The organism is Streptacidiphilus sp. PAMC 29251 (genome assembly GCF_054208735.2).
Window position 1 is genome coordinate 3,391,794 of record NZ_CM135725.2, and the last position, 23,476, is coordinate 3,415,269.

Here is a 23,476-nt window from a genome sequence, read left to right on the forward strand (position 1 = left end):
CCCGTGTCAGACCGCCGCGGGCACCGCGCTACGGGCCGACACCACCGCGTCGTAGCGCTCCAGCAGCAGCGCGGCCATCGCCTCCTGCGCGCCGAGCGGGGCGGCGACCAGCCAGGGCGCGTCGGCCGCGGCCAGCCGGGCGAAGTCGCCGGGGGCGGTGAAGTAGGAGGCCAGCGCGATCCGCCGGTAGCCGCGGTCGCGCAGCGCGGCCACCGCCTGCGGCACGGTCGGCGCGGCGGCGGAGACGTACGCGGGTACGACCGGGACCCGCAGCCGGGCCGCCAGCAGCAGCGCCTGGGTCTGCGCGTCCTTGGCCGAGGCCGGGTCCCTGGAGCCGGAGGCGGCGAGCACCACGGCGTCCCTGGCGTCGCGGCGGCGGACCCGGGTGGTCTCGGGCTCGTCCCAGCCGGTCTCGGCCAGCCGCTGCCGCAGGGCTTCCGCGAGCAGCGGGTGCGGACCGAGCGGCGCGGCGGCGGAGGCGTCAAGACGCGGGTGCCGGGCGATCGCCTCGGGGAGGTCGCAGCGCACGTGGTACCCGCGTCCGAGCAGCAGCGGCACCAGCACGGCCGAGCCGCCGGCCCGCCTGCCCGCCAGTTCACCGAGGACGTCGTCGAGCAGCGGCTCGTTCAGGCCCAGGTGCGCCAGCCGTACGTCCAGGCCGGGGCGCAGGGCGCGGACCTGGTCGAGCAGCAGGCACATGGTGGTACGCGCGGCAGGGTCGCGGGAGCCGTGGGCGACGGCGACCAGGACCGGGCGCGCGTCCCGCTGCGCACGCCGCCCGGCCGCTCCCATACGCCCCCGAACGGCCCGGGGGCCTGCCTGGCCCGGGGCGAAGCGGTCGGCGATCTCGGCGATCAGCTCGGCATGACTGCTGCCGAAGGGGACCCACTCGGAGGAGGTGTCGGTCGGCGTCATACCGACCAGCCTGCCGCAACGGTGTTTCCCCGTAGTTGCGCGCCCGTCACACGGCGTTTCCCCGCCCTCACCCCCGGCCGCCCCGGCAGGAGAGCGGCCGAAAGAGCGGGGTCCGGGTAAGACCGGTCCTGGTAAGAGTGTCCGGGAGGAGCCAGGTCATGCTGTGGTGGCGGCGACGGCCTGGGCGTAGAGGGCCTTCACAGCGGGGCCGAAGTAGCTGGCGAAGGAGATGTCCGGGGTGTCCCCGCCCTGCTGGTAGCCCCCGACCACACCGACCAGGGTGCCCTCGCCGGTCTGCGGGTCCACGTCGGCGAGCATCGGTCCGCCGCTGCTGCCGTCGGCGAACCCGGTGCAGTCGAACTCGGACTGGGTCGCGGTGAAGGCCTTCAGGGTGTTGCGGCAGGCGACCGGCTTCTCGGTGTCGGTGGGGTAGCCGATCACCCCGACCGGCTCGGGCCGCTGCGGGGAGAAGCCGACGGCCTGCGCGCCGACCACGTCCTCAAGCCGGGCCGAGGCCGCGCCGACCTTGCTGACCAGCACGAACGCCACGTCGTAGGCGGGGTCGCTGGTCGCCGCCCAGTGCGGGTCGACCAGGACCTTGGTCGCGGCCCACTCCCCGTAGGGCTCCTTGCCGTCGTGGTAGCCGGGGACGAACAGCACCGGCGCGGACGGCGCCGCGGGCACCCCGGCGGCCGGGTCGGAGAGGCAGTGCGCGGCCGTCACCACGATGCTGCCGACAGCGCTGGCGACCACCGTGGCGGTGCAGCCGTGGTGGTGCGTGGAGTGCCCCTGGGCATCGGTGAAGAAGATCGCCCCGACGCTGGGCAGCCCGTCGAAAGGCTTGCTGTTGGCGGACAGCGAGGCGGCCGGACCCGCGAATCCGACCGGGATGTCGGTGCTGGAGTCGGCGACCGCCCGGCGCGGGGGCGGAGTCGAACTGCTGGCCCCGCTGTCGCCGGGCCGGGCCCACTGCAGCACGAGCACGAAGCACACCCCGAAAACCAGTACTCCGGCGACCCGGGTGAGTACGCGCAACTGCGAACGGGTCACCTGGACCTGCTCCTTTCGGGCTGACGTACCGACGAACCGAATGATATGCACCGGCTCCGGGCGCGCACATGAACGACAGGTAAGAGCGACGGGCCGCCGCCACACCTCCCGCACACTCCCGCCACGCCTCCCCGCAGTTCGTGTCACAACTGTGTAAGAGAGCCTCCTGGTCAGCAAAAACGCCAACTTGGGTCAGTTAGGGTTCCTTTGAACCAAGGGTTGCCACGAGGTGCCCGTACATGCATGTCGAGAGGTGGAGCACACCCGTGAGCCTGACCGGGACCGCCTTCTTCTACCTGCTCATTTTCGCCACCGCGGCAGCGGTCATCGGCACCCTGGTCACCTGGGGCGTGGTCCGCGGACCGCGGCCGCTGCGCTGGGGGCTGCGGCTGGTCATGATCGCCATCTGCCAGTTCACCGCGATCGCGGTGATGGCGGCGTGGATCAACAACAGCTACGGCCTCTACACCTCCTGGAACGACCTGCTGGGCCGCGACAACGGCAGTCCCACCGCGGCCATGCCAGGGCCGCCGGCCGGTCGCGCGATGTTCACCAGGGGCAGCAACGGCCTGCTGGAGACCTACTTCCACGGCGAGCACTCCAAGCTCTCCGGACAGGTGCTGGCCTGGACTCCGCCACAGTACGACGAGCCCGCGTACCGGCACCAGAAGTTCCCGGTGATCGTGCTGCTGCACGGGGTGCCCGGCTCCCCGCAGTCATGGGTCGAGGGCGGCGGGATCCCGGACGACCTGGCGAAGATGATGGAGTCCGGGATGATCAACCCCGCCATCGTGGTGATGCCGGTGATCAACCCCGGCGGCATCGACACCGACTGCAGCGACACCCCGGCCCGGAAGAACGCCACCTGGATAGCGCAGGACGTGACCCAGCTGATCAAGACCCAGTTCCGGGCCCTGCCCGACGCCAAGGGCTGGGGCCTGGTCGGCCTCTCCACCGGCGGCCTCTGCGCGCTGAAGCTCCCGATGCAGTACCCGAACACCTTCGCGAACGGGGCGGCGCTCGACCCGGACGAGCTCGCCGGCGACCCCAAGGTGCTCACCAACACCAAGCTGCGCCAGGAGAACAGCCCGCTCTGGCTGACCGGGAAGAAGCCCAACGTCTCGCTGTTCGTCGCCACCAGCGCGCAGGACCGGTTCAGCAAGGTCGGCCAGCTCAACGCCCTGCGCAAGGCCGCGAAGTGGCCCACCACGGTCGCCCCGCCGTACATCCTGCCCACCGGCGGCCACAGCTGGCACACCTGGATGCGGATGTACCCCACGGTCTTCCCGTGGCTGAGCACCCACCTCGACCCGCCGCACGTGGTCGCCCCGCCCAAGCCGAAGCCCACCACCAAGCCCGCCCGCGGCCCGGTGTCCAAGAACACACTCCCGTCGCCCTGGATCCCGGCCGACAAGGCCTGAGCCGGGCCCGCGCAGGCTTTCGGCTCAGAGGCCGGTGGTGCCCTCGTTGGGGCTCTCGCCCTGCTCGGCCAGGAACTCCTCGAAGGCCCGGCCCAGTTCGTCCGCCGACGGCAGGTCCACCGGCTCGGCCATCAGGTTCTCCCGGTCGGAGGCCCCCGCCACCGCGTCGTACTGCTGCTCCAGGCCGCCCACGGCGCTGCGCAGCTCGTCGTCGCCCTCGGCGAGCTGCTGGTCGATGTCGGTGCGGACCTCGTCCAGCTTGGCCCGCAGCGACACCCCCGGCAGCACCAGGCCGGTCGCGGCCTGCACGGCCTCCAGCACGGCCACCGCGGCCTGCGGATACGGCGTACGGGCGAGGTAGTGCGGGACGTGCGCGGCGAAGCCCAGCACGTCGTGGCCCGCCTCGGCGAGCCGGAACTCCAGCATCGCCGCGACGCTGGCCGGGACCTGGACCTTGTCGAACCAGCGCGGGTATAGCCCGAGCAGGTCCTCCCGGTTGCCGTGCGGGGTCAGCCCCACCGGGCGGGTGTGCGGGACGCCCATCGGGATGCCGTGGAAGTTCACCGCGAGCCGTACCCCGAACTGCTCCGCCACCTGGCGCACGGCCGCGGCGAAGCGCTCCCACTCCACGTCCGGCTCCGGGCCGCTCAGCAGCAGGAACGGCGCGCCGGCCGAGTCGTGCAGCAGGTAGAGGTCGATGGTCGGGGCCTCGTAGGAGTCCCAGCGGTCGCGGTCGAAGACCATGGCCGGGCGCCGGGCCCGGTAGTCCACCAGCCGGTCCGCGTCGAAGCGCACCAGCAGCTTGCGCGCCGGGTCCTCCAGCAGGTGGTCCACCACCTGCTCGCCGACCTCGCCGGCGTCCATGAAGCCCTCGAAGAAGTGCAGCAGGACCGGGCCCTTGGCCGCGCCCCCGGCCAGGCCGGGAACAGCCTCGCCCTCGGCCCCGCCGTCACCCTCCTGGCCGGTCTCACCACCGGACGTGCCGAAGGCCGCCCCGACGGCGGCCAGCGCCTCCGGCTCGAATGCGTACAGCGCCTGCGGATCAAGCACGGTGAACCCAATCTCCCGAGGTCCGCGCCCTGAACCGCGCGCAGACTCCACTATTCCATCAGCAGCGCCCATGGCTTGTGCCGCATTCCCGAACACGCGGGAAACCCGGCATCGTTCCCGCACGGAACCAGCGCCCGGAAGTCGGGCGCGGCGCGTGGTGACTTGACCGCCCGGGGCCGGTATGGTCCTCTCGCTGCACCGCATCGATGCCGTGCAGCAAGCCTTTGGCACCGCTCTACCCTCGCACGTCCTGACGTATCCACGCATCGCACCTTGCCTTCACCTGGCCGCCCGCTGTCCTTCGCGCACTCGTTCCTTCCTCGGCCATCTCCCGGACAGACACTGTCCCCCCGCTCCCTGCGCCGCCACGGCTGACGCGCTCCGTCGCCGTACCCGGACCCGCAGGGCGCACCCCCCTGTCCCGCCGCCTGAAGGACACAAGGCCGTGCCTCTTCCTGTCTACCTCCATGGCCGCACCGTGCGGCTGGAACCCCTCGCGGAGCGCCACATCGAGGCGCTGACCACAGCCGCCGCGGAGGATCGCGGCAGCTATGCGTTCACCCCGGTCCCGCACGGGACGGAGGCGACCGCCCGCTATGTCGCCGAAGCCCTGGCCGCCCAGGAGGCGGGCCGCGCCCTGCCGTTCGCGACGGTGCGAACGGCCGACGGCGTGGTCGTCGGCTCCACCCGGTTCTGCGAGCTCGACTACTGGCAGGGGCCGGTGATCTGGCCTCCGGTCCCGCGCGGACCGGTCGGCGATCCGGCCTCGGCGGTGCCGGACGCCGCGGAGATCGGCGCCACCTGGCTCTCGGCGCGGGCGCAGGGCACCGGGATCAACACCGAGGCGAAGCTGCTGATGCTGCGGCACGCGTTCGAGACCTGGGGCGTGCGCCGGGTCTCCATGCGCGCCGACGCCAGGAACGCGCGCTCCCGCGCGGCGATCGAGCGGCTGGGCGCGGTCCTCGACGGAGTCCACCGGGCGCACAGCCGCGGGCTCGACGGGGAAGTCCGCGGGACCGCCTTCTACTCCCTGCTGAACGAGGAGTGGCCGGCCGCCAGGACTGCGCTGGAGCTGCGGGTCAGCCGCCCGCTGATCCCGGCGTAGCCGGTTCTGGAACCAGTCCTGGAAAAACTAAAAGCTGGGGCGGGCCGCCCCCGGACGCCATTGTCCGGAAGTGACCCGCCCCAGCGGTACGACGGGATGCTCTGCGCCGAGCGCCGCCGTAGCTTGGGGGCGAGCAGCTCCCCCTCCCTTCCCTCATCCTTGGTCGGGGACGGGGGTTGCACCGGGAGGGGGATCGCCCGCGCTGACACCGGAGGGCACACCCTTTGAGGGAAAGGGCATCCGGTGAGGGTTGTCAGCGCGAGTCGCTGCCCGCGGTCTCGATCGCGGCGCGGCCTGCTTCCAGGCGCGCCACGGGGATTCGGAAGGGCGAGCAGGACACGTAGTCCAGCCCGACCTCGTGGAAGAAGTGGACCGAGTCGGGGTCGCCGCCGTGCTCGCCGCAGACGCCGAGCTTCAGGTCGGGACGGGTCGCCCGGCCCTCTCGTACGGCATGCTTGACCAGGGCGCCGACACCGTCGCGGTCGATGGTCTCGAACGGGGAGACCCCGAAGATGCCCTTCTCCAGGTAGGCCGTGAAGAACGAGGCCTCCACGTCGTCCCGGGAGAAGCCCCACACGGTCTGGGTCAGGTCGTTGGTGCCGAAGGAGAAGAACTCGGCCGCCTCGGCGATCTGCCCGGCGGTCAGTGCCGCCCGCGGCAGCTCGATCATCGTGCCGAGCTTGATGTCCAGCTTCACCCCGGTCGCCGCGGCGACCTCGGCCAGCACCAGTTCGCACTCGTCGCGGACTATCTCCAGCTCCTGCACCGTCCCGACCAGCGGAATCATCACCTCGGGACGGGGATCCCCGCCGCCGAGCCGGCGTTCCGCCGCGGCCTCGGCGATGGCCCGCACCTGCATCCCGAACAGGCCCGGGATGACCAGGCCGAGGCGTACCCCGCGCAGCCCCAGCATCGGGTTCTGCTCGTGCAGCTTGTGCACGGCCTGGAGCAGCCGCAGGTCGTTCTCATTGGGGTCCTTGCGGGCCTCGGCGAGGGCGACCCGGACCGACAGCTCGGTGATGTCGGGCAGGAACTCGTGCAGCGGCGGGTCCAGCAGCCGGACCGTGACCGGCAGCCCGTCCATCGCCTGGAACAGCTCGACGAAGTCGCCCTTCTGCAGCGGCATCAGCGTCGCCAGGGCGGTGTCGCGGTCCTTGTCGTTGTCGGCCAGGATCAGCTGCTCCACCTCGCGGCGGCGCTCCTCGCCGAGGAACATGTGCTCGGTGCGGCACAGCCCGATGCCCTGGGCGCCGAAGCGGCGGGCGCGATTGGCGTCGTCCGCGTTGTCGGCGTTGGCCCGTACCCGCAGCTTGCGGCGGACGTCGGCGTGCGCCATCACCCGGTGCACCGCCTGGACCAGGCCGCCCTCCTCGTCGGCGCCGGCGTGCAGCGTCCCCTCGAAGTACTCGACCACCGGGGACGGGACGACCGGGACCTCGCCCAGGTAGACCTTGCCGCTGGAGCCGTCGATGGAGATCAGGTCGCCCTCCTCCACCACCTTGCCGTCGGCGGTGGTGAAGCGGCGCTTCTTGGTGTCGACCTCCAGCTCCTCGGCGCCGCAGACACAGGTCTTGCCCATGCCGCGGGCGACGACGGCCGCGTGCGAGGTCTTGCCGCCGCGGGAGGTGAGGATGCCCTCGGCGGCGATCATGCCGTCCAGGTCGTCCGGGTTGGTCTCGCGGCGGACCAGGATGACCTGCTCGCCGGAGCGGGACCACTTGACCGCGGTGTAGGAGTCGAACACGGCCTTGCCGACGGCAGCGCCGGGCGAGGCGGCGATGCCCCAGGCCACCCGGGGGGCCTTGGTGTCCTCGTCGAAGCGGGGGAACATCAGCTGCGCCAGCTGCGCGCCGTTGACCCGGTGCAGCGCCTCGTCCAGGTCGATCAGGCCCTGGTCGACCAGCTGGACCGCGATCCGGAAGGCGGCGGCGGCGGTGCGCTTGCCGATCCTGGTCTGCAGCATCCACAGCTTGCCGCGCTGGATGGTGAACTCGATGTCGCAGAGATCCAGGTAGTGGTTCTCCAGGGTCTTCATGATCGACATCAGCTCGTCGTAGGAGGCCTTGTCCAGGCCCTCCAGCTCGGCCAGCTGCATGGTGTTGCGGATGCCGGCCACCACGTCCTCGCCCTGCGCGTTCTGCAGGTAGTCGCCGTAGACGCCGGCGTGGCCGCTGGCCGGGTCGCGGGTGAAGGCGACGCCGGTGCCCGAGTCCTGGCCGAGGTTGCCGAACACCATGGAGCAGATGTTGACGGCGGTGGCCAGATCGCCCGGGATCCGCTCCTGGCGGCGGTAGAGCTTGGCCCGGTCGCTGTTCCAGCTGTCGAAGACGGCGTGGACGGCCAGGTCCATCTGCTCGCGCGGGTCCTGCGGGAAGTCGCGGCCTGTGTGGTCGCGGACGATGCCCTTGAAGGTCTCGACCACGGCCTTGAGGTCGGCCGCGTCCAGATCCAGGTCGTCGACGCTGCCCTTGACCTCCTTGGCCCGCTCCAGCGCCTCCTCGAACAGCTCGCCCTCGACGCCCAGCACGGTCTTGCCGAACATCTGGATCAGCCGGCGGTAGGAGTCCCAGGCGAAGCGGTCGTTGCCGGACTGGGCCGCGAGGCCGTTGACCGAGGCGTCGGAGAGCCCGATGTTGAGGACGGTGTCCATCATCCCCGGCATCGAGAACTTGGCCCCGGACCGTACCGACACCAGCAGCGGGTCGGCCTCGTCGCCGAGCCGCTTGCCCATCTGCTGCTCCAGCGCGTCGAGGTGCGCACTCACCTCGACCCGGAGCGCGGCCGGCTCGGTGCCGGTGTCCAGGTAGACCTTGCAGGCCTCCGTGGTGATGGTGAATCCGGGGGGGACGGGAAGCCCCAGGTTGGTCATCTCGGCGAGGTTCGCACCCTTCCCGCCGAGCAGGTCCTTCAGATCCTTGTTGCCCTCGGTGAAGTCGTAGACGAATTTCTGCTCTGCCGACACGGGTCTGTTCTCCTGCCGCACGGTTGCCCTGACGCCGCAGAACATACCCAGATCAAAGGCCGTTCGACTCCTCCGTTGGGCCGTCAGTGGTTTGTACCCGTGGGTAACCCGCTAGATCGAAAGCACCCGATCGGGCTTCGCCTGTGAAACTGAAATCGTCGCCCTGACGCTAGCCAGCGTTCAAAGGTTGAACGAAAGGAAACCTCAGCATCACATGATCAGCACTCAGCGTTCATGATCGGTATCACTGCTGTTGCGTTGGCTTGATCAGGTGTACGAAATCACCACGGCCCGACGGGTGCACGTTCGGAAGCCGGTGCATCCGCCGGGCCGCCTGCGCTTTTGCGTCCAACTGACGCAAAGTGAGCAGTGATGTGTCCAGAGTCACGTGCCTGCAGAGCGCCCGTCTCACCCCTCGCGCGTAGGTCGTCGTACGTAGAGCAGCTCAGTCCTAGCCGCCGCTGGTGTCCAGTTCGGCGTCGGCGCCGGGCACGGCGCAGTCGTACGGGTCGTCCAGCCAGCCCTCGGGCAGCACCACCCGGTTCGCCCCCGAGGTGCGGCCGCGCGGGCCGTCCGCGCTCTCCGGCCAGCGCTGGTCCTGGTCCACCGCGGCGAGGTGCCCGGCCAGCTCGTCCAGGGAGGAGGAGAGGCCGAGGCCGCGGCGCAGCTCGGAACCGACCGAGAAGCCCTTGGTGTACCAGGCCACATGCTTACGGAAGTCGACGACGCCGTGCTTCTCGTCCCCGATCCACTCGCCGAGCAGCTGCGCGTGCCGGTACATCACCTGGGCGACATAGGAGAAGTCGGGGCGGGCCACTTGGGTCTCGCCCTCGAAGATCGAGACCAGCTCCTTGAACAGCCACGGCCGGCCCAGGCAGCCGCGTCCGACCACGACGCCGTCGCAGCCGGTCTCCCGCACCATCCGGACCGCGTCGTCCGCCGACCAGATGTCGCCGTTGCCCAGCACCGGGATGTGCGCGGGCACGGCCTCGCGCAGCCGGGCGATCGCGGACCAGTCGGCCACGCCGCTGTAGTGCTGGATCGCGGTGCGGCCGTGCAGCGCGATCGCGGACACGCCCTCCTCCGCGCCGATCCGGCCGGCGTCCAGGTAGGTCATGTGGTCGTCGTCGATGCCCTTGCGCATCTTCATGGTCACCGGCAGGCCGCCGGCGTTGGAGACCGCCTGGTTCAGGATCCGCTGCAGCAGATTCCGCTTGTACGGCAGCGCGGAGCCGCCGCCGCGGCGGGTCACCTTGGGGACCGGGCAGCCGAAGTTCAGGTCGATGTGGTCGGCCAGGCCCTCGTCCGCGATCATGCGGACGGCGCGGCCGACGATGTCCGGGTCCACCCCGTACAGCTGGATCGAGCGCGGCTGCTCGGAGGCGTCGAAGCGGATCAGCCGCATCGTCTTCTGGTCCCGCTCGACCAGGGCCCTGGTCGTGATCATCTCGGAGACGAACAGCCCCTTTCCGCCGGACTGCTCCCGGCAGAGGCTGCGGAACGGGGCGTTGGTGATCCCCGCCATCGGCGCGAGCACGACCGGGGGCCACACCTCGATGGACGAGCCGAGGCGCAGCGGGGCGACGGTGGGTGCGGGGGCGGTCGTGGTCATCCCGGGTTCTTTCCGATCGAGCGGCGCTGGGGGCAGACCCCCCAGTGTCCCATCCCGGCTCACCGGTCCTGAGCAACCAGGGTGTGCAGCCGCTGCAGCCGCTCGCGGGTCTCGTCGTCGGCCGGGGTGTAGGTGATCAGCCGGGTGCTCTCGCGGGGGCCCAGCCACAGCGTGGTGAACTCAAAGTGCAGCAGCCCGACCAGCGGGTTCAGAAAGCGCTTCTCGCCGCTGCCGGAAGTGCGCACCTCATGCTCCCGCCACTTCGCCTCGAACTCGGGCGAGGCCAGGGTCAGCCGCTTCAGCAGCGACTTCCAGGTCGGCTCGGCGACATGGTCGGCCATCGCGGCGCGGAACTTGGCGACCATCATCGACGTCCCCTCCTCGTAGTCGACCAGGGCGCGCTTCCACTCCGGGTTGGTGAAGCAGAGCAGCAGCTGGTTGCGGTCCTCGGGGGCGATGGCGTCGAGGTCGCCGATCATCCGACCGTAGGTCCGGTTGTAGGCGAGGATGTCGTAGCGGCTGTTCACCGCCGCGCAGGGCAGCGGCTCCAGCTGGTCGATCATCGTCCGGACCGACGGGGTGATGGTGGGGCAGACCGAGGGCGGCGCCGGATCCGAGGCCCCGGCCAGCACGAAGAGGTGCTGGCGCTCATTGGGGTCGAGCAGCAGGCCGCGCGCGATGGCGTGCAGCACCTGCGGGGAGACCTGGATGTCACGGGCCTGCTCGAGCCAGGTGTACCAGGTCACCCCGACCGCGGCGAGCTGCGCCACCTCCTCCCGGCGCAGGCCCGGCGTACGGCGCCGGCCGAGCGCGGGCAGGCCGACCTGCTCCGGCGAGATCCGCTCCCGGCGGCTGCGCAGGAACCCGGCCAGCTCACGGCGTCGCACCTCCTCCGGCTTGACGGAGGAGGAGTGGACAAGTGCGAGCGGAGCTGGTGCAGTGGCCATGTCTACCAGGATGCGTCATTCCGCATCCCTGTGCCAGGTAGTACTGATACCTGGATAACTACACACTGGTACCAGGTTAAGAAGCAGCGGATCGTAGCGGTCATGACCACACAGGTGAATCCCGCATCCCGGGCGAACGTCCTGCCCCGGGTAACCCGCTTGGGCGCCACCAGCACGCCTTCTTCCTCAACCTCGTCCTCCTCTTCCTCCCGCACGCCGCGGCTGAGCAGCCTCGGGCTGTTCACCGTCCTGCTCGGTGCCTTCCTCCCGATGCTGGACTTCTTCATCGTCAACGTCGCCCTGCCGACCATCGACCGCGACCTGGTCGCCGGGCCCGCCACCCTTGAACTCTTCGTGGCCGGCTACGGCATCGCCTATGCGGTCCTGCTCGTCCTCGGCGGACGCCTCGGCGACCTCTTCGGGCGGCGACGGCTGTTCATCGCCGGATCGCTCGCCTTCGGCCTGGCCTCGCTGGCCTGCGGCCTGGCCCCCACCGCGCTGACCCTGGTCGCCGCCCGGGTCGCCCAGGGCGCGGCGGCGGCGCTGATGCTGCCGCAGGCGCTGGCCACCATCCAGTCCGCGACCGAGGGCGAGCGCAAGGCCCGCGCCATGGGCATCTACGGCGCGGTCGCCGGGATCTCGGTCGTCATCGGCCAGGTGGTCGGCGGGGTGCTGCTCTCCGCGAACCTCTTCGGCACCGGCTGGCGCTTCATCTTCCTGGTGAACGTCCCGGTCGCACTGGTCGCCGCGGTGCTCGCGCTGCGCTCCGTCCCGGAGACCCGCTCGGCCAACCCGGCCAAGGTGGACCTGCCCGGCACCGCGCTGCTCGCCGGCACCCTGCTCGCCCTGCTGGTACCGCTGATGGAGGGCCGCGCCGTCGGCTGGGCCTGGTGGACCTGGACCCTGCTCGCCGCCTTCCCGTTCCTCGCCGCCGCCTTCATCACCGTGGAGCGCCGGGCCGAGGCAGCCGGGGCGATCCCGCTCATCCCGCTGTCGCTGCTCCGCATCGACGGGCTGCGCACCGGCCTGACCATGGCCGCGCCCTTCTTCACCGGCTTCGGCGGCTTCATGCTGGTCATGGCCGTGGCCCTGCAGCAGGGACTGCACGAGGGCCCGATCGCCTCCGGCATGGCCATGGTCCCGATGGCGGTCGGCTTCTTCGTCGCCTCACTGGCCGGACCCCGACTGCTGACCCGCTACGGCACCAAGGTGATCGTCACCGGGACCGTCGTCCAGACCGTGGGCCTGATCGTCCTCACCCTCACGGTGCTCACCGACTGGTCCGGACTCAGCCCGCTGGTGCTGCTGCCCGGCATGGCCATCGCCGGCACCGGCCAGGGCCTGGTGATGCCCCCGCTGATCCGCCTGGTCCTCTCCGAGATCCCGCCGGCCCGCGCGGGCGTCGGCGGCGGCATCCTCGCCACCACCCAGCAGTCCAGCCTGGCCCTGGGCGTGGCCACCCTCGGCACGCTGTTCCTCACCCTCTCCCCCACCTGGGGCATGCAGAACGCCCTGGCCCTGGTCCTCGCCCTGCAACTGGCGCTGACCCTGGTCGTGGTGGGGCTGTCCACCCGCCTCCCCAAGCGCATCGGCTGACCCCGGGGCGGCGCTCCGGCGCTCCGGCGCTTCGGCGCTCCGGCTTTCCGGCTCTCCGGCCGGTGGGGCCGGGGCGGTCGGACACGCTGGTCAGGCGTCGGCGGCGTGGTCGGCGTCGGCGGCGCTGACGTGGTCGGCGTCAGCGGCGGTGGCGTGGTCGGCCCAGACGCGGTCGCGTTCGTGCAGCCAGAGCCGGTCGCCGCGGAGGGTGCGTGAGAACGGCGGCTGCGCGGCGAACTCGAAGAAGCCGACCGCCGGGACGCCGAAGTCACGGGTCACCACCAGCGCCGAGAGCATGCCGCGGGAGCCGTCCTCGTTGTTCAGGGTGGACGCGTCGCTCAGCAGATAACGCATCAGATCCCCGTGCGGGGAGATCCGGAACTTGCGGCGGGCCAGCAGATCGCTCAGTTCGCCGTATTCGATGGTGCGCCGCTGCCGGGCGCATTCCTTGAGGATGTCGACAGTGGCGAATATCGCCTCGGGGTAGTCCGGGTCCGTCTTCCGCACGGTCTACCTGCTCTCTCCGTAGTCGCGGCCCGGTTCAGCCGCGCGTGGGCTCCAGGAGGAGCACGCCGACGCTCTCAGAGCTTCGACTGAACTCCCCTGCGTGACAGTACCGCTGTCAGCGCTGTCTGGAATGCTCCGTATTATGACGGCAGTTCAACGAAAGGATCCCGCCCAGGCGCGCAGCCGCGAGGAGTTGGCGACCAGGGCGGCCCCCGCCGGGGCGCGGCCGACGTCAAAGGGAGTACCGCCGAGGTTCGGTGCCGCTGCCGGGGGCGCGCCGCCGGGTCGGACGCAGGTCGCAGGCCCGGCAGCGGACCACGGTGCCCCCGGCCCCTGAGTCCGTGTGGATCTCGGCAATGATCCGCGCCTGCGCCGACCATGTCCCACACCGGTGGCAGTAGCCTGCGGCATCGCCAGTCGGCTGCTCGATGTCCTTCACGACACCTCCGTGGTGTGGTGCGGGCATGCGCAGGAGACAGGCATCCATCCGAGGACCGGGTGCTGGTAGCCGGGCGCCTGGCACATGGGGCAGCCATGACGCCATGTCGGGTCGGTGCGGCCGACGGAGCACTCCGGGGTGACGTACGGTTCGGGCTTCTGCAGCGCGGTGGGTGCGGTCGTCATTCCTGCACCTCGACGCAGCAACGGAAGCTCTGCATCGTGTCCAGCACGGGAGGGCTGCTCATGCCGCCCACCGGTGCTCGGGGCAGGCGACGACGGGCCAGCCGTGCCGGCTGCCGTCACCATCACCGGTGTAGGCGTGCCCGGCGGAGAGCAGCGGCCCGGTGGTGCTGCCGCAGGTGATGCAGGCCTGGCCGTGCAGGCGGACGAGCAACGCGTCGTCCACCGGCAGGGAGAGCGTTGAGGGAGCCGCTGTGTTCGCCATGCAATCGACGTTAGGGACGGCCGGAATCAGTCTTCAAGGAATGTGCGGCAACGTGCGCCCGGCTACCCCAGGGCCTGGATGGCCGCCCCGATCAGCCGCCGCGCATTCCCTCCGTACACGGCCAGCGCTGCCAGATCGGAGAAGGTCCGGCCGTACATCGCGACCTCATGAGGCTGGGTCACCGTCAGATGGGCGGCGACGAGCTCCACGTTCACCTGCTCGTCGTCGTAGAGCGTGAATGACTCCACGGGCCAGCCCGCGCCTCGACGCGCGCCCATCGGGATGACGCCCAGGCTGACCGAGGGAAGCAGCGCGACCTGCACCAGGTGGCCGAGTTGGGCACCCATGATGTCAACATCGCCGATCACCGTTCGCAGGACCCACTCTTCGACCAGGACCGCGAAGCGGTGGTCGTGCGAGCGCAGGATGTGTTGTCGGGCCATGCGGACCGCTACGGCTTCGGCGACATCATCGTGGACACCACGCAGAGCAACGATCGTGTTCAGCACAGCCGTGCTGTAGGCCTCGGTCTGGAGCAGCCCGGGGATCACCCAGGACTGGTACATGCGGAATCGCCGAGTGCGCTCGAACAGCGGTTGCACGCTCTCCTGGACCTGCCTGAGGCCGGCACGCTCGAAGCGTCGCCATTCGACGTACATGCCGTCGATGCCGCGAGCCACGGCGATCAGATCCGGGGCCCGGTCAGGGACACCGCAGTGGAGCGTCCAGGCTCGAATGTCCGCGTCCGAAGGTGTCATCCTGCCGTGTTCGATGCGTGAGCACTTCGATTCGTGCCACCGGCACAGCGCGGCCAGCGCCCGCGCGGTGATCCCGAAGTCGAGCCGGATCTCGCGCAGACGCCGGCCCAGGGCCTGCTTGGCCTGCTCAACGGTTGACGCTGGTGAAGTGGGCGACACGGTCCCAACTGTCGGCTAGACGGGCCGGTAGTCCTCGTGCGGAACGGCGCGATCCCAGACTGCCTCGAATGCGGAGGCGCAGAGCTTCACCACAGCCGCGTCACGGGTGACCTCCTCCGTGACGAAGTCACCGTCGCCGCTGAAATGATGGACCATGACGAGGTCGTCATCGATCAGCCAGAAGTCATTGCCGGGCAACGCCAGATCCGTGCTCCTCGCCCGCGGAAGCCACCGAACCTGCTCCCCCGCAGCCGTGTTGGTGAACGTGATCTCATGCTCGAACCGGATGTACTCGCTGATCGGCTCGGAAACGATCCGTGCCCGGCGCAGGACGACGCCTCGATCCCTGGTGTCCGCGATCAGTTGCAGCCACGGACGCCACCACGACGACCGGTCGGCCGGGTCGAGACGGCTCCCGGCCTTCCACTCCGTGTAGAGCGGGTCGTCCAGCATGTAGCCGTCCCGCATCTCCAGATGCACCGCGGATCGCTCGCAGGCGCGAAGGAGATCTTCAAGCGTTGGAGCCGCCACCGTTGACCTCCGGGAAGAACTGCATCATCCGCCGGGGGAATTCGATCACAGTCTCGTGGTCGGGGATGTCCATCTGGGCGAGCCGGTCGGCATCCACCACCTTCCAGCCCTGCAGCACGTAGTTACCAGTGGCGTCGTCGAGGTACACGGTCGGCGACTTCCCGTCGGGCGACTCAGGATCCTTGCCGAGCTTGTGCAGGGCCATGACTGTGCCTCTCTCAGTCGGAGAAATGCTGTGACTGATCCTGCACGCTCCGTCATCGACCAGGCCATGGGTATGCGGAAACTTGCGCCCCCACGCGCAGTGGCACCACCGTGGCGGACTTCGCCTTCGCTTCGACGTCAGCGAGTAGGTGCAGTCGTTCGCCCGAACCCCCTGCGCGACGGTAGCGCTGTCAGGGGTGTCTGGAATGCTGCTCGGTATGACGACAGGCGAACGGCAGGATCCGGCCCAGGCGCGCAGTCGGGAGGAGTTGGCGGGGATGGTGGCGGGCGGGGCTCGGCCGAAGTGGCTGATGTTCTGGGGGCATCAACCCGAGCGGGACGGGTCGGTCGGGGCCGGGAGTCTGAGTCAGTGGTGGCCGTCGCGGTTCACCGTGGACGGGGTGGAGTACGCCACCGCCGAGCACTGGATGATGGCCGGCAAGGCCCGGCTGTTCGGGGACGAGGCGGCCGTGCCGGGCATCCTCGCGGCGCGGACGCCGGCTGAGGCGAAGAACCTGGGCCGGCTGGTGCGCGGGTTCGACGACGCCCGGTGGAAGGCGGCCCGGTTCGAACTGGTGGCGGCCGGGAACGTGGCCAAGTTCGGGCAGGACCCGGCCCTGCGCGCGTACCTGCTCGGGACGCGGAACCGGGTGCTGGTGGAGGCCAGCCCGCGGGACCAGATCTGGGGCATCGGTCTGGGCGCGGCCAATGAGCGCGCGGTCGACCCGTCCCGCTGGCGCGGGCTGAACCTGCTCGGCTTCAGCCTGATGGAGGCGCGGGCGCGGTTGGCGGAGCCGATCGCGCCCTGACAGCGATCAGCACTCAGGCGGTGTCGAGCCAGGGGCGGCGGCCGGGGCCGGTCGGGTGGGTGCCGGTGACGGCCATGACGATCGAGTAGAGGCTGGTCTCGGCGGTGATGAAGAGGCGGTTGCGCTTGGCGCCGCCCCAGGAGATGTTGGACACGCTCTCCGGGATGTTCAGGCGGCCGAGCAGGGTGCCGTCCGGGTCGTAGCAGTGCACGCCGTCGTTCATCGCGGCGGCCCAGAGCCGGCCGCCGTCGTCGAAGCGGAGGTTGTCGAAGCGGGCTCCGCTGTCGGACTCGGCCTTGGCGAAGACCTCTCCGGCCGAGAGGGTGCGGCCGTCCGCGTGGACGTCGAAGACGCGGATGAAGCCGGCCCGGGTGTCGGAGACGAACAACTGCCGCTCGTCGTGGGAGAAGACCAGCCCGTTGGGGGCGCCGAAGCAGTCGGCGACCAGCTGGACCTCGCCGGTGGCGGGGTCGATGCGGTACACATTGCAGGCGCCGATCTCGCTCGTCGCGCGATAGCCCTCGTAGTCGCTGTTGATGCCGAAGTCCGGGTCGGAGAACCAGATCGAGCCGTCGGACTTCACCGCCGCGTCATTGGGGCTGTTGAGGCGCTTGCCCTGCCAGCGGTCGGCCAGCACGGTGACGGTGCCGTCGTACTCGGTGCGGGTGACCCGACGGTTTCCCTGCTCGCAGGTGACCAGGCGGCCCTCGCGGTCCAGGGTGTTGCCGTTGGTGTGCCCGGCCGGCTCGCGGAAGACGCTGACGGTGCCGGTGGTCTCGTCCCAGCGCAGCATGCGGTCGTTGGGGATGTCGCTCCAGATCAGCTGGCGCCAGGCAGGGAGGTAGATCGGACCCTCCGCCCAGCGGCAGCCGGGGTACAGCACCTCGAGACCGGCGTCGCCGTTCATGCACTTGCCGATGCGGAAACGGTCGTCGAGGCACTCGTAGAGACCGGGGTGTTCGGTGGCCATGTGCGTCTTCCTTCCCTGGAGTCAGCCGCGAAGCTCGTTCGGCTTGAGGCGAGTATGGCAGGATGAAGTATGGTCGTTTCAAGTTATTAGCGAATGGAGTGTTGTGGATCACGTGGACCGCGCCCTGCTGACGCAGCTTCAGCAGGACGCCACCCAGTCCTACGCCGCCCTGGGACAGTCCGTCGGCCTCTCCGCCGGCGCCGCCCATGAACGCGTCCGAAAGCTGCGGGAGCGCGGCGTGATCCGGCACACGGTGGTCGAGGTGGACCCGGTGGCGGTGGGACGCGGCGTGCTCGCGTATGTGATGGTCGACTCGACGTCCTGGATGGGCGATTCCAAGGAGCGCTTCGCCGCGCTGCCCGAGATCCAGGAGGCGCACATCATCGCGGGCAGTGCCTCGGTGATGGTGAAGGTCAGAACCGCGACCACCGAACAGCTCCAGGACGTGCTGCGCCGGATCTACTCGATCGAGGGCGTCAGCGGGACGCAGGCCACCATCGTGCTGGAGACCTTCTTCGAGCGGCCGATCCAGCTCCTGGAGGAGTGAGGAGTAGGGGCTCAGGAGCGGTAGGCGATGTCGACCGGGCCCGAGTCGCTGGTCGCGGTGAGGGTGTCGGCCGCCGTCGGGGTGTCGAGGCCGTCGTCGACCGAGGCGGGGCCGCTGTCCGACTGGGCCGTCGCCCGGTAGTGGTCGCCGCGCGGGACGTCGATGTCGATCGGGCCCGAGCTGGTCCGCGCGGTGACCTGGTGCGGTGCGTCGGCGAAGGTCAGGCTGATCGGGCCGGAAGCGCTGCGGACCTGGGCCAGGGCCGACCGCAGGTCGTTCCCCTGGATCGGTCCCGAGGCGGAGTCCAGATCCAGCGCCCCGGACAGCCCGGACACGGTGAGGGCACCCGAGGTCGACTCCGCGTCCACCGGGGTGCCCGCGGGCACCTGGATCCGTACGTCGGCCTGGCAGCCCAGCAGCACCAGCGGGCCGCCGGCACCGGGGCAGATCACGGTGACCGCCAGGGTGTCGCCGTCCCAGTGGCGTTCGACCCGCGGCCGGCTGGTCACCCAGCCGAGGTCCTGACGCAGCACCAGCTGCCCGGCCGGGCCCGCCTCGATCGCCACCGCGCCCCGGCCGGCGTCGATCCGGAGCAGGGTCAGCGGATGGGCCGAGGTGTAACTGCCGGAGGAGTGCTGGGTCGCGATCCGGCTGACCAGGGTCGCCCCGGTGAGGCTCGCGACGACCAGCCCGGTGACCGCCGCCAGCGCCCACCACAGCCGTCGGCGCAACCGCAGCTCGGACCCGCCTGTACGTGTCCCGCCCCCACGTGACTCGCTCACGCGTTGTCCAGGAACTGCAGCACCGCCATCACCCGGCGGTGCTCGCCCTCCGTCGGGGAGAGGTCCAGCTTGGTGAAGATGCTGTTGATGTGCTTCGCCACTGCGCTCTCGCTGACCACCAGGGCCTGCGCTATCGCCGCGTTGGAGCGCCCCTCCGCCATCAGCGCCAGCACCTCCCGCTCGCGCGGGGTGAGCGAGTCCAGCGGGCCGCTCTGCCGGCGCAGCAGCAGTTGCGAGACCACCTCGGGATCCAGCGCGGTGCCGCCGCCGGCCACCCGCTCCAGCGCGTCCAGGAAGTCGTCCACATTGGCGACCCGCTCCTTCAGCAGGTAGCCGACGCCACGGGTGTCGCCGACCAGCAGGTCCGCCGCATAGCGCTCCTCCACGTACTGGGAGAGCAGCAGCACCGCGGTCCGCGGCCACTGCCGGCGGATCACCAGGGCGGCCCGGACCCCCTCGTCGGTGAATCCCGGCGGCATCCGGACGTCGGTCACCACCACGTCGGGGCGGTGCTCCGCCACCGCCGAGAGCAGTGCTTCCGCGTCGCCCACGGCGGCCGGCACCTCGTACCCCACGGCTTCGAGCACCTTGACCAGCCCGACCCGGAGCAGGACCGAGTCCTCGGCGATCACAGCGCGCACGGCAACTCCACGGTGAGGACGGTCGGACCCCCGAGGGGGCTGGTCATGGCCAGGGTGCCGTCCACCGAGGCGGCGCGCTGCCGCAGCCCGGCGAGCCCGGTTCCCCTGGCCGGGTCGGCACCGCCGACACCGTCGTCGGCGACGGTGATCACGATGCGGGTGCCACTCTGCCGTACCGCGACCTCGGCGCGCGAGGCCCGGGCGTGCTTGGCGATGTTGGCGAGTGCCTCGGAGACCACGAAGTACGCCACCGCCTCCACCGCCGGGGCGGCCCGCCGGGGCAGCTCCACCACCAGCCGCACCGGCAGCGGCGCCCGGGCGGCGATGCCGGACAGGGCCGCGTCCAGCCCTCGGTCCTCCAGCACCACCGGGTGCAATCCCCTTACCAGATCCCGGAGTTCGACGATGGCGGCCTGCGCCTCCAGATGCGCCTCGTCGAGGGCGGCCATGGCCTGGGCCGCCTGCTGCTCCACCGGCAGTCCGCGCAGCATCCGCCGGGCCAGGCCCAGGTTCATCGCCAGCGCCACCAGCCGCTGCTGGGCGCCGTCGTGCAGATCCCGCTCGATCCGGCGGCGCTCGGCGTCGGCCGCGTCCACCACCTCGCTGCGGCTCTCGGCCAGCGACTCGACCCGCTGCCGCAGTTCCCTGGCCCGGTTCGGCCCGAGCAGCGCGGCGGCGGCGTAGGTGTCCAACTGCCTTACCAGCCGGGCTGCCCAGGGCATGGCGAGCAGCAGGGCCAGCCCGAGCGCCGAGAACCAGATGTCGCCGAAGTCCTGCGCGCTGAAGACATAGCTCTGCGGCGGGGAGGCCCAGGCCCAGGCGAACACGGTGGCCAGCACCGCCCCCGCGGCCCAGCCGGCCAGCACGCCCGCCGCCAGCGCGGCCACCAGCGGCGCGGCCAGGAAGTGGTAGCCGAGCTGCCGCCAGGTGGTGTCGGAGGACAGCCAGCGCAGGGTCGCCCGGCTCAGCAGCCGGCCCGGCCGACCGGGCGCGGCCGGGATGTCCAGCCCCAGCAGCGTGCTGAACCGGTCCCGCTGCAGCCGGGTCAGCGGCCGGTGCAGCAGCACCAGCGCCACCACCAGCACCGGGGCCGAGGTCGGGTGCAGCAGCAGGGCGGCCACCGGCAGCAGCGCCAGCGGCACCCCGGCCGCGACGAAACCGGTGTCGCGCCAGGCCCAGCGGCTGAACGGGGCCCCGACCGCCCGCAGCACCGCATGCCACAGCCTGCCCGGGGCGACCCCAGTGGTACGGGTCGCCCGGGTCGCCCGGGGATCGGTGGTTGCCATGACCGAGAGCCTAGGGGGCCGGATCAGCCGCCCACCATGAACCCTGATGCCGTCTCAGGGTGTAGCAGGCACCACCCCCAAGTCGGTTCTGTGCACTACCGACTCGTCCGGCGCGTTTCGGGAAGCTGGTTACTGCGGGCAGCCGACTGGTTGCTGCAAGGCCCTGTGCAGGAAACGCACAGCTTGGGGAGGAATCCTGATGACCATGCAGTATCCGACACCTGCTCCCGATCTCCACTCCGACCACGACGGCCTGCCGCTGCTGGGCTCCCCCTGGTCCGTCCGCTTCGGACAGGGCACCCGGGGCCGGGTGGCCCTGGAGGTCTACAACGCCGGCCTGCTGCTGGACGTGCTGGTGGCCCAGCCGCTGGCCGCGGACCTGCTGCGCGGCGCCCGCAGGACCGAGCACGAGGGCCGGTCCTCGGTGCTCGCCTGGGGCCATCTGCCACCCGACGGGATCCCCCCGGACGTGGTCCTCACCCAGCGGCACCGGGCCCGGTACGCCGCCGAGCCCGCCGCCAGCGCCGGAGCGTTCTGGATCGCCCTGGCCGAGGGCTGCTTCGACCGGGTCACCGCGACCCACCGCGACGGTACGAGCGAGCAGTTGCGGGTCCGCGCGGGGTGGTCCCGTTGAGCATCGCCCTCAGCCCCGGCACCGGAAGAACCAGCACCCTCACCGGCACCGGCCTCGGCACCGGCCGCGCCCGCCCCGCACCCCTGCTGCCCTGGCTGCTGGTCGGGCTCGGCACCGTGCTGCTGCCCTGGCTCGGCGCGCTGGCCGCTGCCGGGCAGTGGAACTGGGTCGGCCTGGACTCCCTGGAGGCGGCCGGGCTGATCACCACCGGACTGCTGCTGCGCCGCGCCGACCCGCGGCACAGCCTCACCGCCGCCGCGACCGCCGTGCTGCTGCTCACCGACGCCTGGTTCGACAGCACCACCGCGGCGCCGGGGCCCGCGCTGGCCACCGCGCTGGGGCTGGCCTTCCTGGTCGAGCTGCCGCTGGCCGGGCTCTGCGCCCGGATCGCGCTGCGCCGGCCGTAAGCACGCACGCAACGCACAGCGCGCCGCCGCCCCTTCCGAAGGTCAGGAAGGGGCGGCGGCGCGCTGCGTTCAGCGTCGCGATTCAGCGTAGGGCAGGCCTCAGCAGCCCAGGAGCTTCCCGGCGAGGAAGCCCTCGACCTGGTCCAGCGAGATCCGCTGCTGCTCCATGCTGTCGCGGTCACGCACGGTCACCGCGTTGTCGTCGAGGGTGTCGAAGTCGACGGTGATGCAGAACGGGGTGCCGATCTCGTCCTGGCGGCGGTAGCGGCGGCCGATCGCGCCGGCGTCGTCGAACTCGACGTTCCAGTGCTTGCGCAGGTCAGCGGCCAGGCCGCGGGCCTTCGGCGAGAGCGCGGCGTTGCGCGACAGCGGCAGCACCGCGACCTTGACCGGGGCGAGCCGGGGGTCGAGCCGCATCACGACGCGCTTCTCCATGACGCCCTTGGCGTTGGGCGCCTCGTCCTCGCGGTAGGCGTCGAGCATGAACGCCAGCATGGCGCGGTTCACGCCTGCCGCCGGCTCGATCACGTACGGGAACCAGCGCTCGCCGGACTCCTGGTCGAAGTACTTGAGATCCTGACCGGAGTGCTCCGAGTGCTGCGCCAGGTCGTAGTCGGTGCGGTTGGCGATGCCCTCGAGCTCGCCGAACTCGTTGCCGCCGAACTGGAAGCGGTACTCGATGTCGACGGTGCGCTTGGAGTAGTGCGAGAGCTTCTCCTTGGCGTGCTCGTAGAAGCGCATGTTCTCCTCGCGCAGCCCGAGGTCGAGGTACCAGTTCCAGCGCTCCTGGAGCCAGTACTCGTGCCACTGCTCGTCCTCGCCGGGCTTGACGAAGAACTCCATCTCCATCTGCTCGAACTCGCGGGTCCGGAAGATGAAGTTGCCGGGCGTGATCTCGTTGCGGAAGCTCTTGCCGGTCTGGGCGATGCCGAACGGCGGCTTCTTGCGCGAGGTCTGCTGCACGGCGGCGAAGTTGATGAAGATCCCCTGGGCGGTCTCCGGGCGCAGGTACGCCAGGCCCGCCGGGTCACCGGCGTTGAACGCGCCGAGGTGGGTCTCCAGCATGCCCGACATCGGCTTGGGCTCGGTGAAGCCGCCCTTGTTGCCGCAGTTGGGACAGTTGATGTCAGCGAGCCCGTTGGCGGGGACGTGGCCGTGCTTGGCCTCGTACGCCTCCTCCAGGTGGTCGGCCCGGTACCGCTTGTGGCAGGAGACACACTCGGTCAGCGGGTCGCTGAAGGTCGCGACATGGCCGCTGGCCTCCCAGACCTCGCGGGCGAGGATGACGGACGAGTCGAGGCCGACCACGTCCTCACGGGCGGTGACCATGTTGCGCCACCACTGCCGCTTGACGTTCTCCTTCAGCTCGACACCCAGCGGTCCGTAGTCCCAGGCGGCCTTCTGGCCGCCGTAGATCTCGCTGCAGGGGTAGACGAAGCCTCGGCGCTTGCTCAGGCTGACGATGGTGTCGATCTTGTCGGCGGCCACAGTGCTCTCTTCAGTACGACGAATGCGGTCAGTGATGGATTTCATTGCACGCGGGGCACGCCAGAGCCGCCCGAACGGGGGCCGAGGACGCGACCGAATACCTCAGGTTACCGGCCTGGGCGGTGGACGTTTCAAATCCATTCCGCCGCATCTGTTCGAAGCGGCGGTGTCGCCCGCGCCGCTGGTGGCTGACAAACGCCACCCGGCTG

At 70.8% G+C, this 23,476-nt stretch carries 24 protein-coding genes; 7 read left to right on the top strand and 17 right to left on the bottom strand.

Annotated elements, in window-relative coordinates; genetic code table 11:
• Positions 1 to 6 precede the first annotated feature (6 nt).
• Both ACXKR8_RS15890 and ACXKR8_RS15895 read right to left on the bottom strand, forming a co-directional pair.
• Positions 7 to 915, bottom strand: a complete 909-nt coding sequence (locus tag ACXKR8_RS15890; RefSeq protein WP_458273557.1) for a sirohydrochlorin chelatase — start codon at positions 913 to 915, stop codon at positions 7 to 9.
• A gap of 156 nt (positions 916 to 1,071) precedes the next feature.
• Positions 1,072 to 1,965 (bottom strand): trypsin-like serine peptidase, encoded by an 894-nt coding sequence (locus tag ACXKR8_RS15895; RefSeq protein ID WP_458273558.1) that lies wholly within the window; start codon positions 1,963 to 1,965, stop codon positions 1,072 to 1,074.
• A 266-nt stretch (positions 1,966 to 2,231) separates the two neighbouring features.
• Between ACXKR8_RS15895 and ACXKR8_RS15900 the strand changes: the two genes are divergently transcribed.
• Positions 2,232 to 3,386, top strand: coding sequence for an alpha/beta hydrolase (locus ACXKR8_RS15900; RefSeq protein WP_458273559.1), 1,155 nt, complete (start codon positions 2,232 to 2,234; stop codon positions 3,384 to 3,386).
• A 24-nt stretch (positions 3,387 to 3,410) separates the two neighbouring features.
• Here ACXKR8_RS15900 and ACXKR8_RS15905 read toward each other — a convergent pair whose 3' ends face one another.
• Positions 3,411 to 4,436: a proteasome assembly chaperone family protein gene (locus ACXKR8_RS15905; protein WP_458273560.1), complete on the bottom strand. Its 1,026-nt coding sequence runs from the start codon at positions 4,434 to 4,436 to the stop codon at positions 3,411 to 3,413.
• A gap of 445 nt (positions 4,437 to 4,881) precedes the next feature.
• Here ACXKR8_RS15905 and ACXKR8_RS15910 point away from each other — a divergent pair, with 445 nt between their 5' ends.
• Positions 4,882 to 5,541 (top strand): GNAT family N-acetyltransferase, encoded by a 660-nt coding sequence (locus tag ACXKR8_RS15910; RefSeq protein ID WP_458273561.1) that lies wholly within the window; start codon positions 4,882 to 4,884, stop codon positions 5,539 to 5,541.
• A gap of 253 nt (positions 5,542 to 5,794) precedes the next feature.
• Here the strand turns inward: ACXKR8_RS15910 and ppdK are convergent, their stop codons facing one another.
• The 3 genes from ppdK to ACXKR8_RS15925 all read right to left on the bottom strand — a co-directional run bounded on the left by ppdK (position 5,795) and on the right by ACXKR8_RS15925 (position 11,062).
• Positions 5,795 to 8,548: a pyruvate, phosphate dikinase gene (gene ppdK, locus ACXKR8_RS15915; RefSeq protein ID WP_458273562.1), complete on the bottom strand. Its 2,754-nt coding sequence runs from the start codon at positions 8,546 to 8,548 to the stop codon at positions 5,795 to 5,797.
• 406 nt (positions 8,549 to 8,954) lie between these two features.
• Positions 8,955 to 10,115, bottom strand: a complete 1,161-nt coding sequence (dusB, locus tag ACXKR8_RS15920) for a tRNA dihydrouridine synthase DusB (protein ID WP_458273563.1) — start codon at positions 10,113 to 10,115, stop codon at positions 8,955 to 8,957.
• Positions 10,116 to 10,174: 59 nt separating this feature from the next.
• Positions 10,175 to 11,062 (bottom strand): helix-turn-helix transcriptional regulator, encoded by an 888-nt coding sequence (locus ACXKR8_RS15925; RefSeq protein WP_458273564.1) that lies wholly within the window; start codon positions 11,060 to 11,062, stop codon positions 10,175 to 10,177.
• 102 nt (positions 11,063 to 11,164) lie between these two features.
• Between ACXKR8_RS15925 and ACXKR8_RS15930 the strand changes: the two genes are divergently transcribed.
• The gene (locus tag ACXKR8_RS15930) at positions 11,165 to 12,658 is read left to right on the top strand and encodes an MFS transporter (protein WP_458273565.1); all 1,494 of its coding nucleotides are present in this window, start codon (positions 11,165 to 11,167) and stop codon (positions 12,656 to 12,658) included.
• Positions 12,659 to 12,748: 90 nt separating this feature from the next.
• Here ACXKR8_RS15930 and ACXKR8_RS15935 read toward each other — a convergent pair whose 3' ends face one another.
• From ACXKR8_RS15935 to ACXKR8_RS15960, 6 genes are all read right to left on the bottom strand, one after another.
• Positions 12,749 to 13,165: a hypothetical protein gene (locus ACXKR8_RS15935; protein WP_458273566.1), complete on the bottom strand. Its 417-nt coding sequence runs from the start codon at positions 13,163 to 13,165 to the stop codon at positions 12,749 to 12,751.
• Positions 13,166 to 13,600: 435 nt separating this feature from the next.
• Complete coding sequence (locus ACXKR8_RS15940; protein ID WP_458273567.1) at positions 13,601 to 13,789, bottom strand: hypothetical protein; 189 nt, start codon at positions 13,787 to 13,789, stop codon at positions 13,601 to 13,603.
• A 58-nt stretch (positions 13,790 to 13,847) separates the two neighbouring features.
• Positions 13,848 to 14,051, bottom strand: coding sequence for a hypothetical protein (locus tag ACXKR8_RS15945; RefSeq protein ID WP_458273568.1), 204 nt, complete (start codon positions 14,049 to 14,051; stop codon positions 13,848 to 13,850).
• Between the two features lie 62 nt (positions 14,052 to 14,113).
• Positions 14,114 to 14,968 carry a helix-turn-helix domain-containing protein gene (locus ACXKR8_RS15950; RefSeq protein WP_458273569.1) on the bottom strand — a complete coding sequence of 285 codons (855 nt, stop codon included), beginning with the start codon at positions 14,966 to 14,968 and terminating at the stop codon, positions 14,114 to 14,116.
• A 15-nt stretch (positions 14,969 to 14,983) separates the two neighbouring features.
• Positions 14,984 to 15,436 (bottom strand): DUF6879 family protein, encoded by a 453-nt coding sequence (locus ACXKR8_RS15955; protein ID WP_458274995.1) that lies wholly within the window; start codon positions 15,434 to 15,436, stop codon positions 14,984 to 14,986.
• 43 nt (positions 15,437 to 15,479) lie between these two features.
• The gene (locus tag ACXKR8_RS15960; RefSeq protein WP_458273570.1) at positions 15,480 to 15,704 is read right to left on the bottom strand and encodes a hypothetical protein; all 225 of its coding nucleotides are present in this window, start codon (positions 15,702 to 15,704) and stop codon (positions 15,480 to 15,482) included.
• 217 nt (positions 15,705 to 15,921) lie between these two features.
• Here ACXKR8_RS15960 and ACXKR8_RS15965 point away from each other — a divergent pair, with 217 nt between their 5' ends.
• Positions 15,922 to 16,512, top strand: a complete 591-nt coding sequence (locus ACXKR8_RS15965) for an NADAR family protein (protein ID WP_458273571.1) — start codon at positions 15,922 to 15,924, stop codon at positions 16,510 to 16,512.
• A 13-nt stretch (positions 16,513 to 16,525) separates the two neighbouring features.
• Here ACXKR8_RS15965 and ACXKR8_RS15970 read toward each other — a convergent pair whose 3' ends face one another.
• On the bottom strand, positions 16,526 to 17,482 hold the full coding sequence (locus tag ACXKR8_RS15970; RefSeq protein ID WP_458273572.1) for an SMP-30/gluconolactonase/LRE family protein: 957 nt from the start codon (positions 17,480 to 17,482) through the stop codon (positions 16,526 to 16,528).
• A gap of 103 nt (positions 17,483 to 17,585) precedes the next feature.
• Between ACXKR8_RS15970 and ACXKR8_RS15975 the strand changes: the two genes are divergently transcribed.
• Positions 17,586 to 18,029 (top strand): Lrp/AsnC family transcriptional regulator, encoded by a 444-nt coding sequence (locus ACXKR8_RS15975; RefSeq protein WP_458273573.1) that lies wholly within the window; start codon positions 17,586 to 17,588, stop codon positions 18,027 to 18,029.
• Between the two features lie 11 nt (positions 18,030 to 18,040).
• Here the strand turns inward: ACXKR8_RS15975 and ACXKR8_RS15980 are convergent, their stop codons facing one another.
• Genes ACXKR8_RS15980 through ACXKR8_RS15990 form a run of 3 tightly spaced genes read right to left on the bottom strand, consistent with a single transcriptional unit; the run spans position 18,041 to position 20,738 of the window.
• Positions 18,041 to 18,811 (bottom strand): DUF4097 family beta strand repeat-containing protein, encoded by a 771-nt coding sequence (locus ACXKR8_RS15980; protein WP_458273574.1) that lies wholly within the window; start codon positions 18,809 to 18,811, stop codon positions 18,041 to 18,043.
• Positions 18,808 to 19,452: a response regulator transcription factor gene (locus ACXKR8_RS15985; protein WP_458273575.1), complete on the bottom strand. Its 645-nt coding sequence runs from the start codon at positions 19,450 to 19,452 to the stop codon at positions 18,808 to 18,810. Before ACXKR8_RS15985 ends, ACXKR8_RS15980 begins: the two co-directional genes overlap by 4 nt.
• The gene (locus ACXKR8_RS15990) at positions 19,440 to 20,738 is read right to left on the bottom strand and encodes a sensor histidine kinase (protein WP_458273576.1); all 1,299 of its coding nucleotides are present in this window, start codon (positions 20,736 to 20,738) and stop codon (positions 19,440 to 19,442) included. The genes ACXKR8_RS15985 and ACXKR8_RS15990 overlap by 13 nt, the downstream gene beginning before the upstream one ends.
• A gap of 199 nt (positions 20,739 to 20,937) precedes the next feature.
• Here ACXKR8_RS15990 and ACXKR8_RS15995 point away from each other — a divergent pair, with 199 nt between their 5' ends.
• Complete coding sequence (locus ACXKR8_RS15995) at positions 20,938 to 21,372, top strand: hypothetical protein (RefSeq protein WP_458273577.1); 435 nt, start codon at positions 20,938 to 20,940, stop codon at positions 21,370 to 21,372.
• Positions 21,369 to 21,779: a hypothetical protein gene (locus ACXKR8_RS16000; protein WP_458273578.1), complete on the top strand. Its 411-nt coding sequence runs from the start codon at positions 21,369 to 21,371 to the stop codon at positions 21,777 to 21,779. The genes ACXKR8_RS15995 and ACXKR8_RS16000 overlap by 4 nt, the downstream gene beginning before the upstream one ends.
• A gap of 99 nt (positions 21,780 to 21,878) precedes the next feature.
• Here ACXKR8_RS16000 and ACXKR8_RS16005 read toward each other — a convergent pair whose 3' ends face one another.
• Positions 21,879 to 23,267, bottom strand: a complete 1,389-nt coding sequence (locus ACXKR8_RS16005) for a glycine--tRNA ligase (protein ID WP_458273579.1) — start codon at positions 23,265 to 23,267, stop codon at positions 21,879 to 21,881.
• Between the last annotated feature and the right edge of the window lie 209 nt (positions 23,268 to 23,476).

Coding starts and splice junctions, on each gene's coding strand:
- ACXKR8_RS15890 (WP_458273557.1), bottom strand. CDS start 915: ATGACGCCGACCGACACCTCCTCCGAGTGGGTCCCCTTCGGCAGCAGT.
- ppdK (WP_458273562.1), bottom strand. CDS start 8,548: ATGTTCTGCGGCGTCAGGGCAACCGTGCGGCAGGAGAACAGACCCGTG.
- dusB (WP_458273563.1), bottom strand. CDS start 10,115: ATGACCACGACCGCCCCCGCACCCACCGTCGCCCCGCTGCGCCTCGGC.
- ACXKR8_RS15925 (WP_458273564.1), bottom strand. CDS start 11,062: ATGGCCACTGCACCAGCTCCGCTCGCACTTGTCCACTCCTCCTCCGTC.
- ACXKR8_RS15930 (WP_458273565.1), top strand. CDS start 11,165: ATGACCACACAGGTGAATCCCGCATCCCGGGCGAACGTCCTGCCCCGG.
- ACXKR8_RS15940 (WP_458273567.1), bottom strand. CDS start 13,789: ATGACGACCGCACCCACCGCGCTGCAGAAGCCCGAACCGTACGTCACC.
- ACXKR8_RS15945 (WP_458273568.1), bottom strand. CDS start 14,051: ATGGCGAACACAGCGGCTCCCTCAACGCTCTCCCTGCCGGTGGACGAC.
- ACXKR8_RS15955 (WP_458274995.1), bottom strand. CDS start 15,436: ATGCGGGACGGCTACATGCTGGACGACCCGCTCTACACGGAGTGGAAG.
- ACXKR8_RS15960 (WP_458273570.1), bottom strand. CDS start 15,704: ATGGCCCTGCACAAGCTCGGCAAGGATCCTGAGTCGCCCGACGGGAAG.
- ACXKR8_RS15965 (WP_458273571.1), top strand. CDS start 15,922: ATGACGACAGGCGAACGGCAGGATCCGGCCCAGGCGCGCAGTCGGGAG.
- ACXKR8_RS15970 (WP_458273572.1), bottom strand. CDS start 17,482: ATGGCCACCGAACACCCCGGTCTCTACGAGTGCCTCGACGACCGTTTC.
- ACXKR8_RS15990 (WP_458273576.1), bottom strand. CDS start 20,738: ATGGCAACCACCGATCCCCGGGCGACCCGGGCGACCCGTACCACTGGG.
- ACXKR8_RS15995 (WP_458273577.1), top strand. CDS start 20,938: ATGACCATGCAGTATCCGACACCTGCTCCCGATCTCCACTCCGACCAC.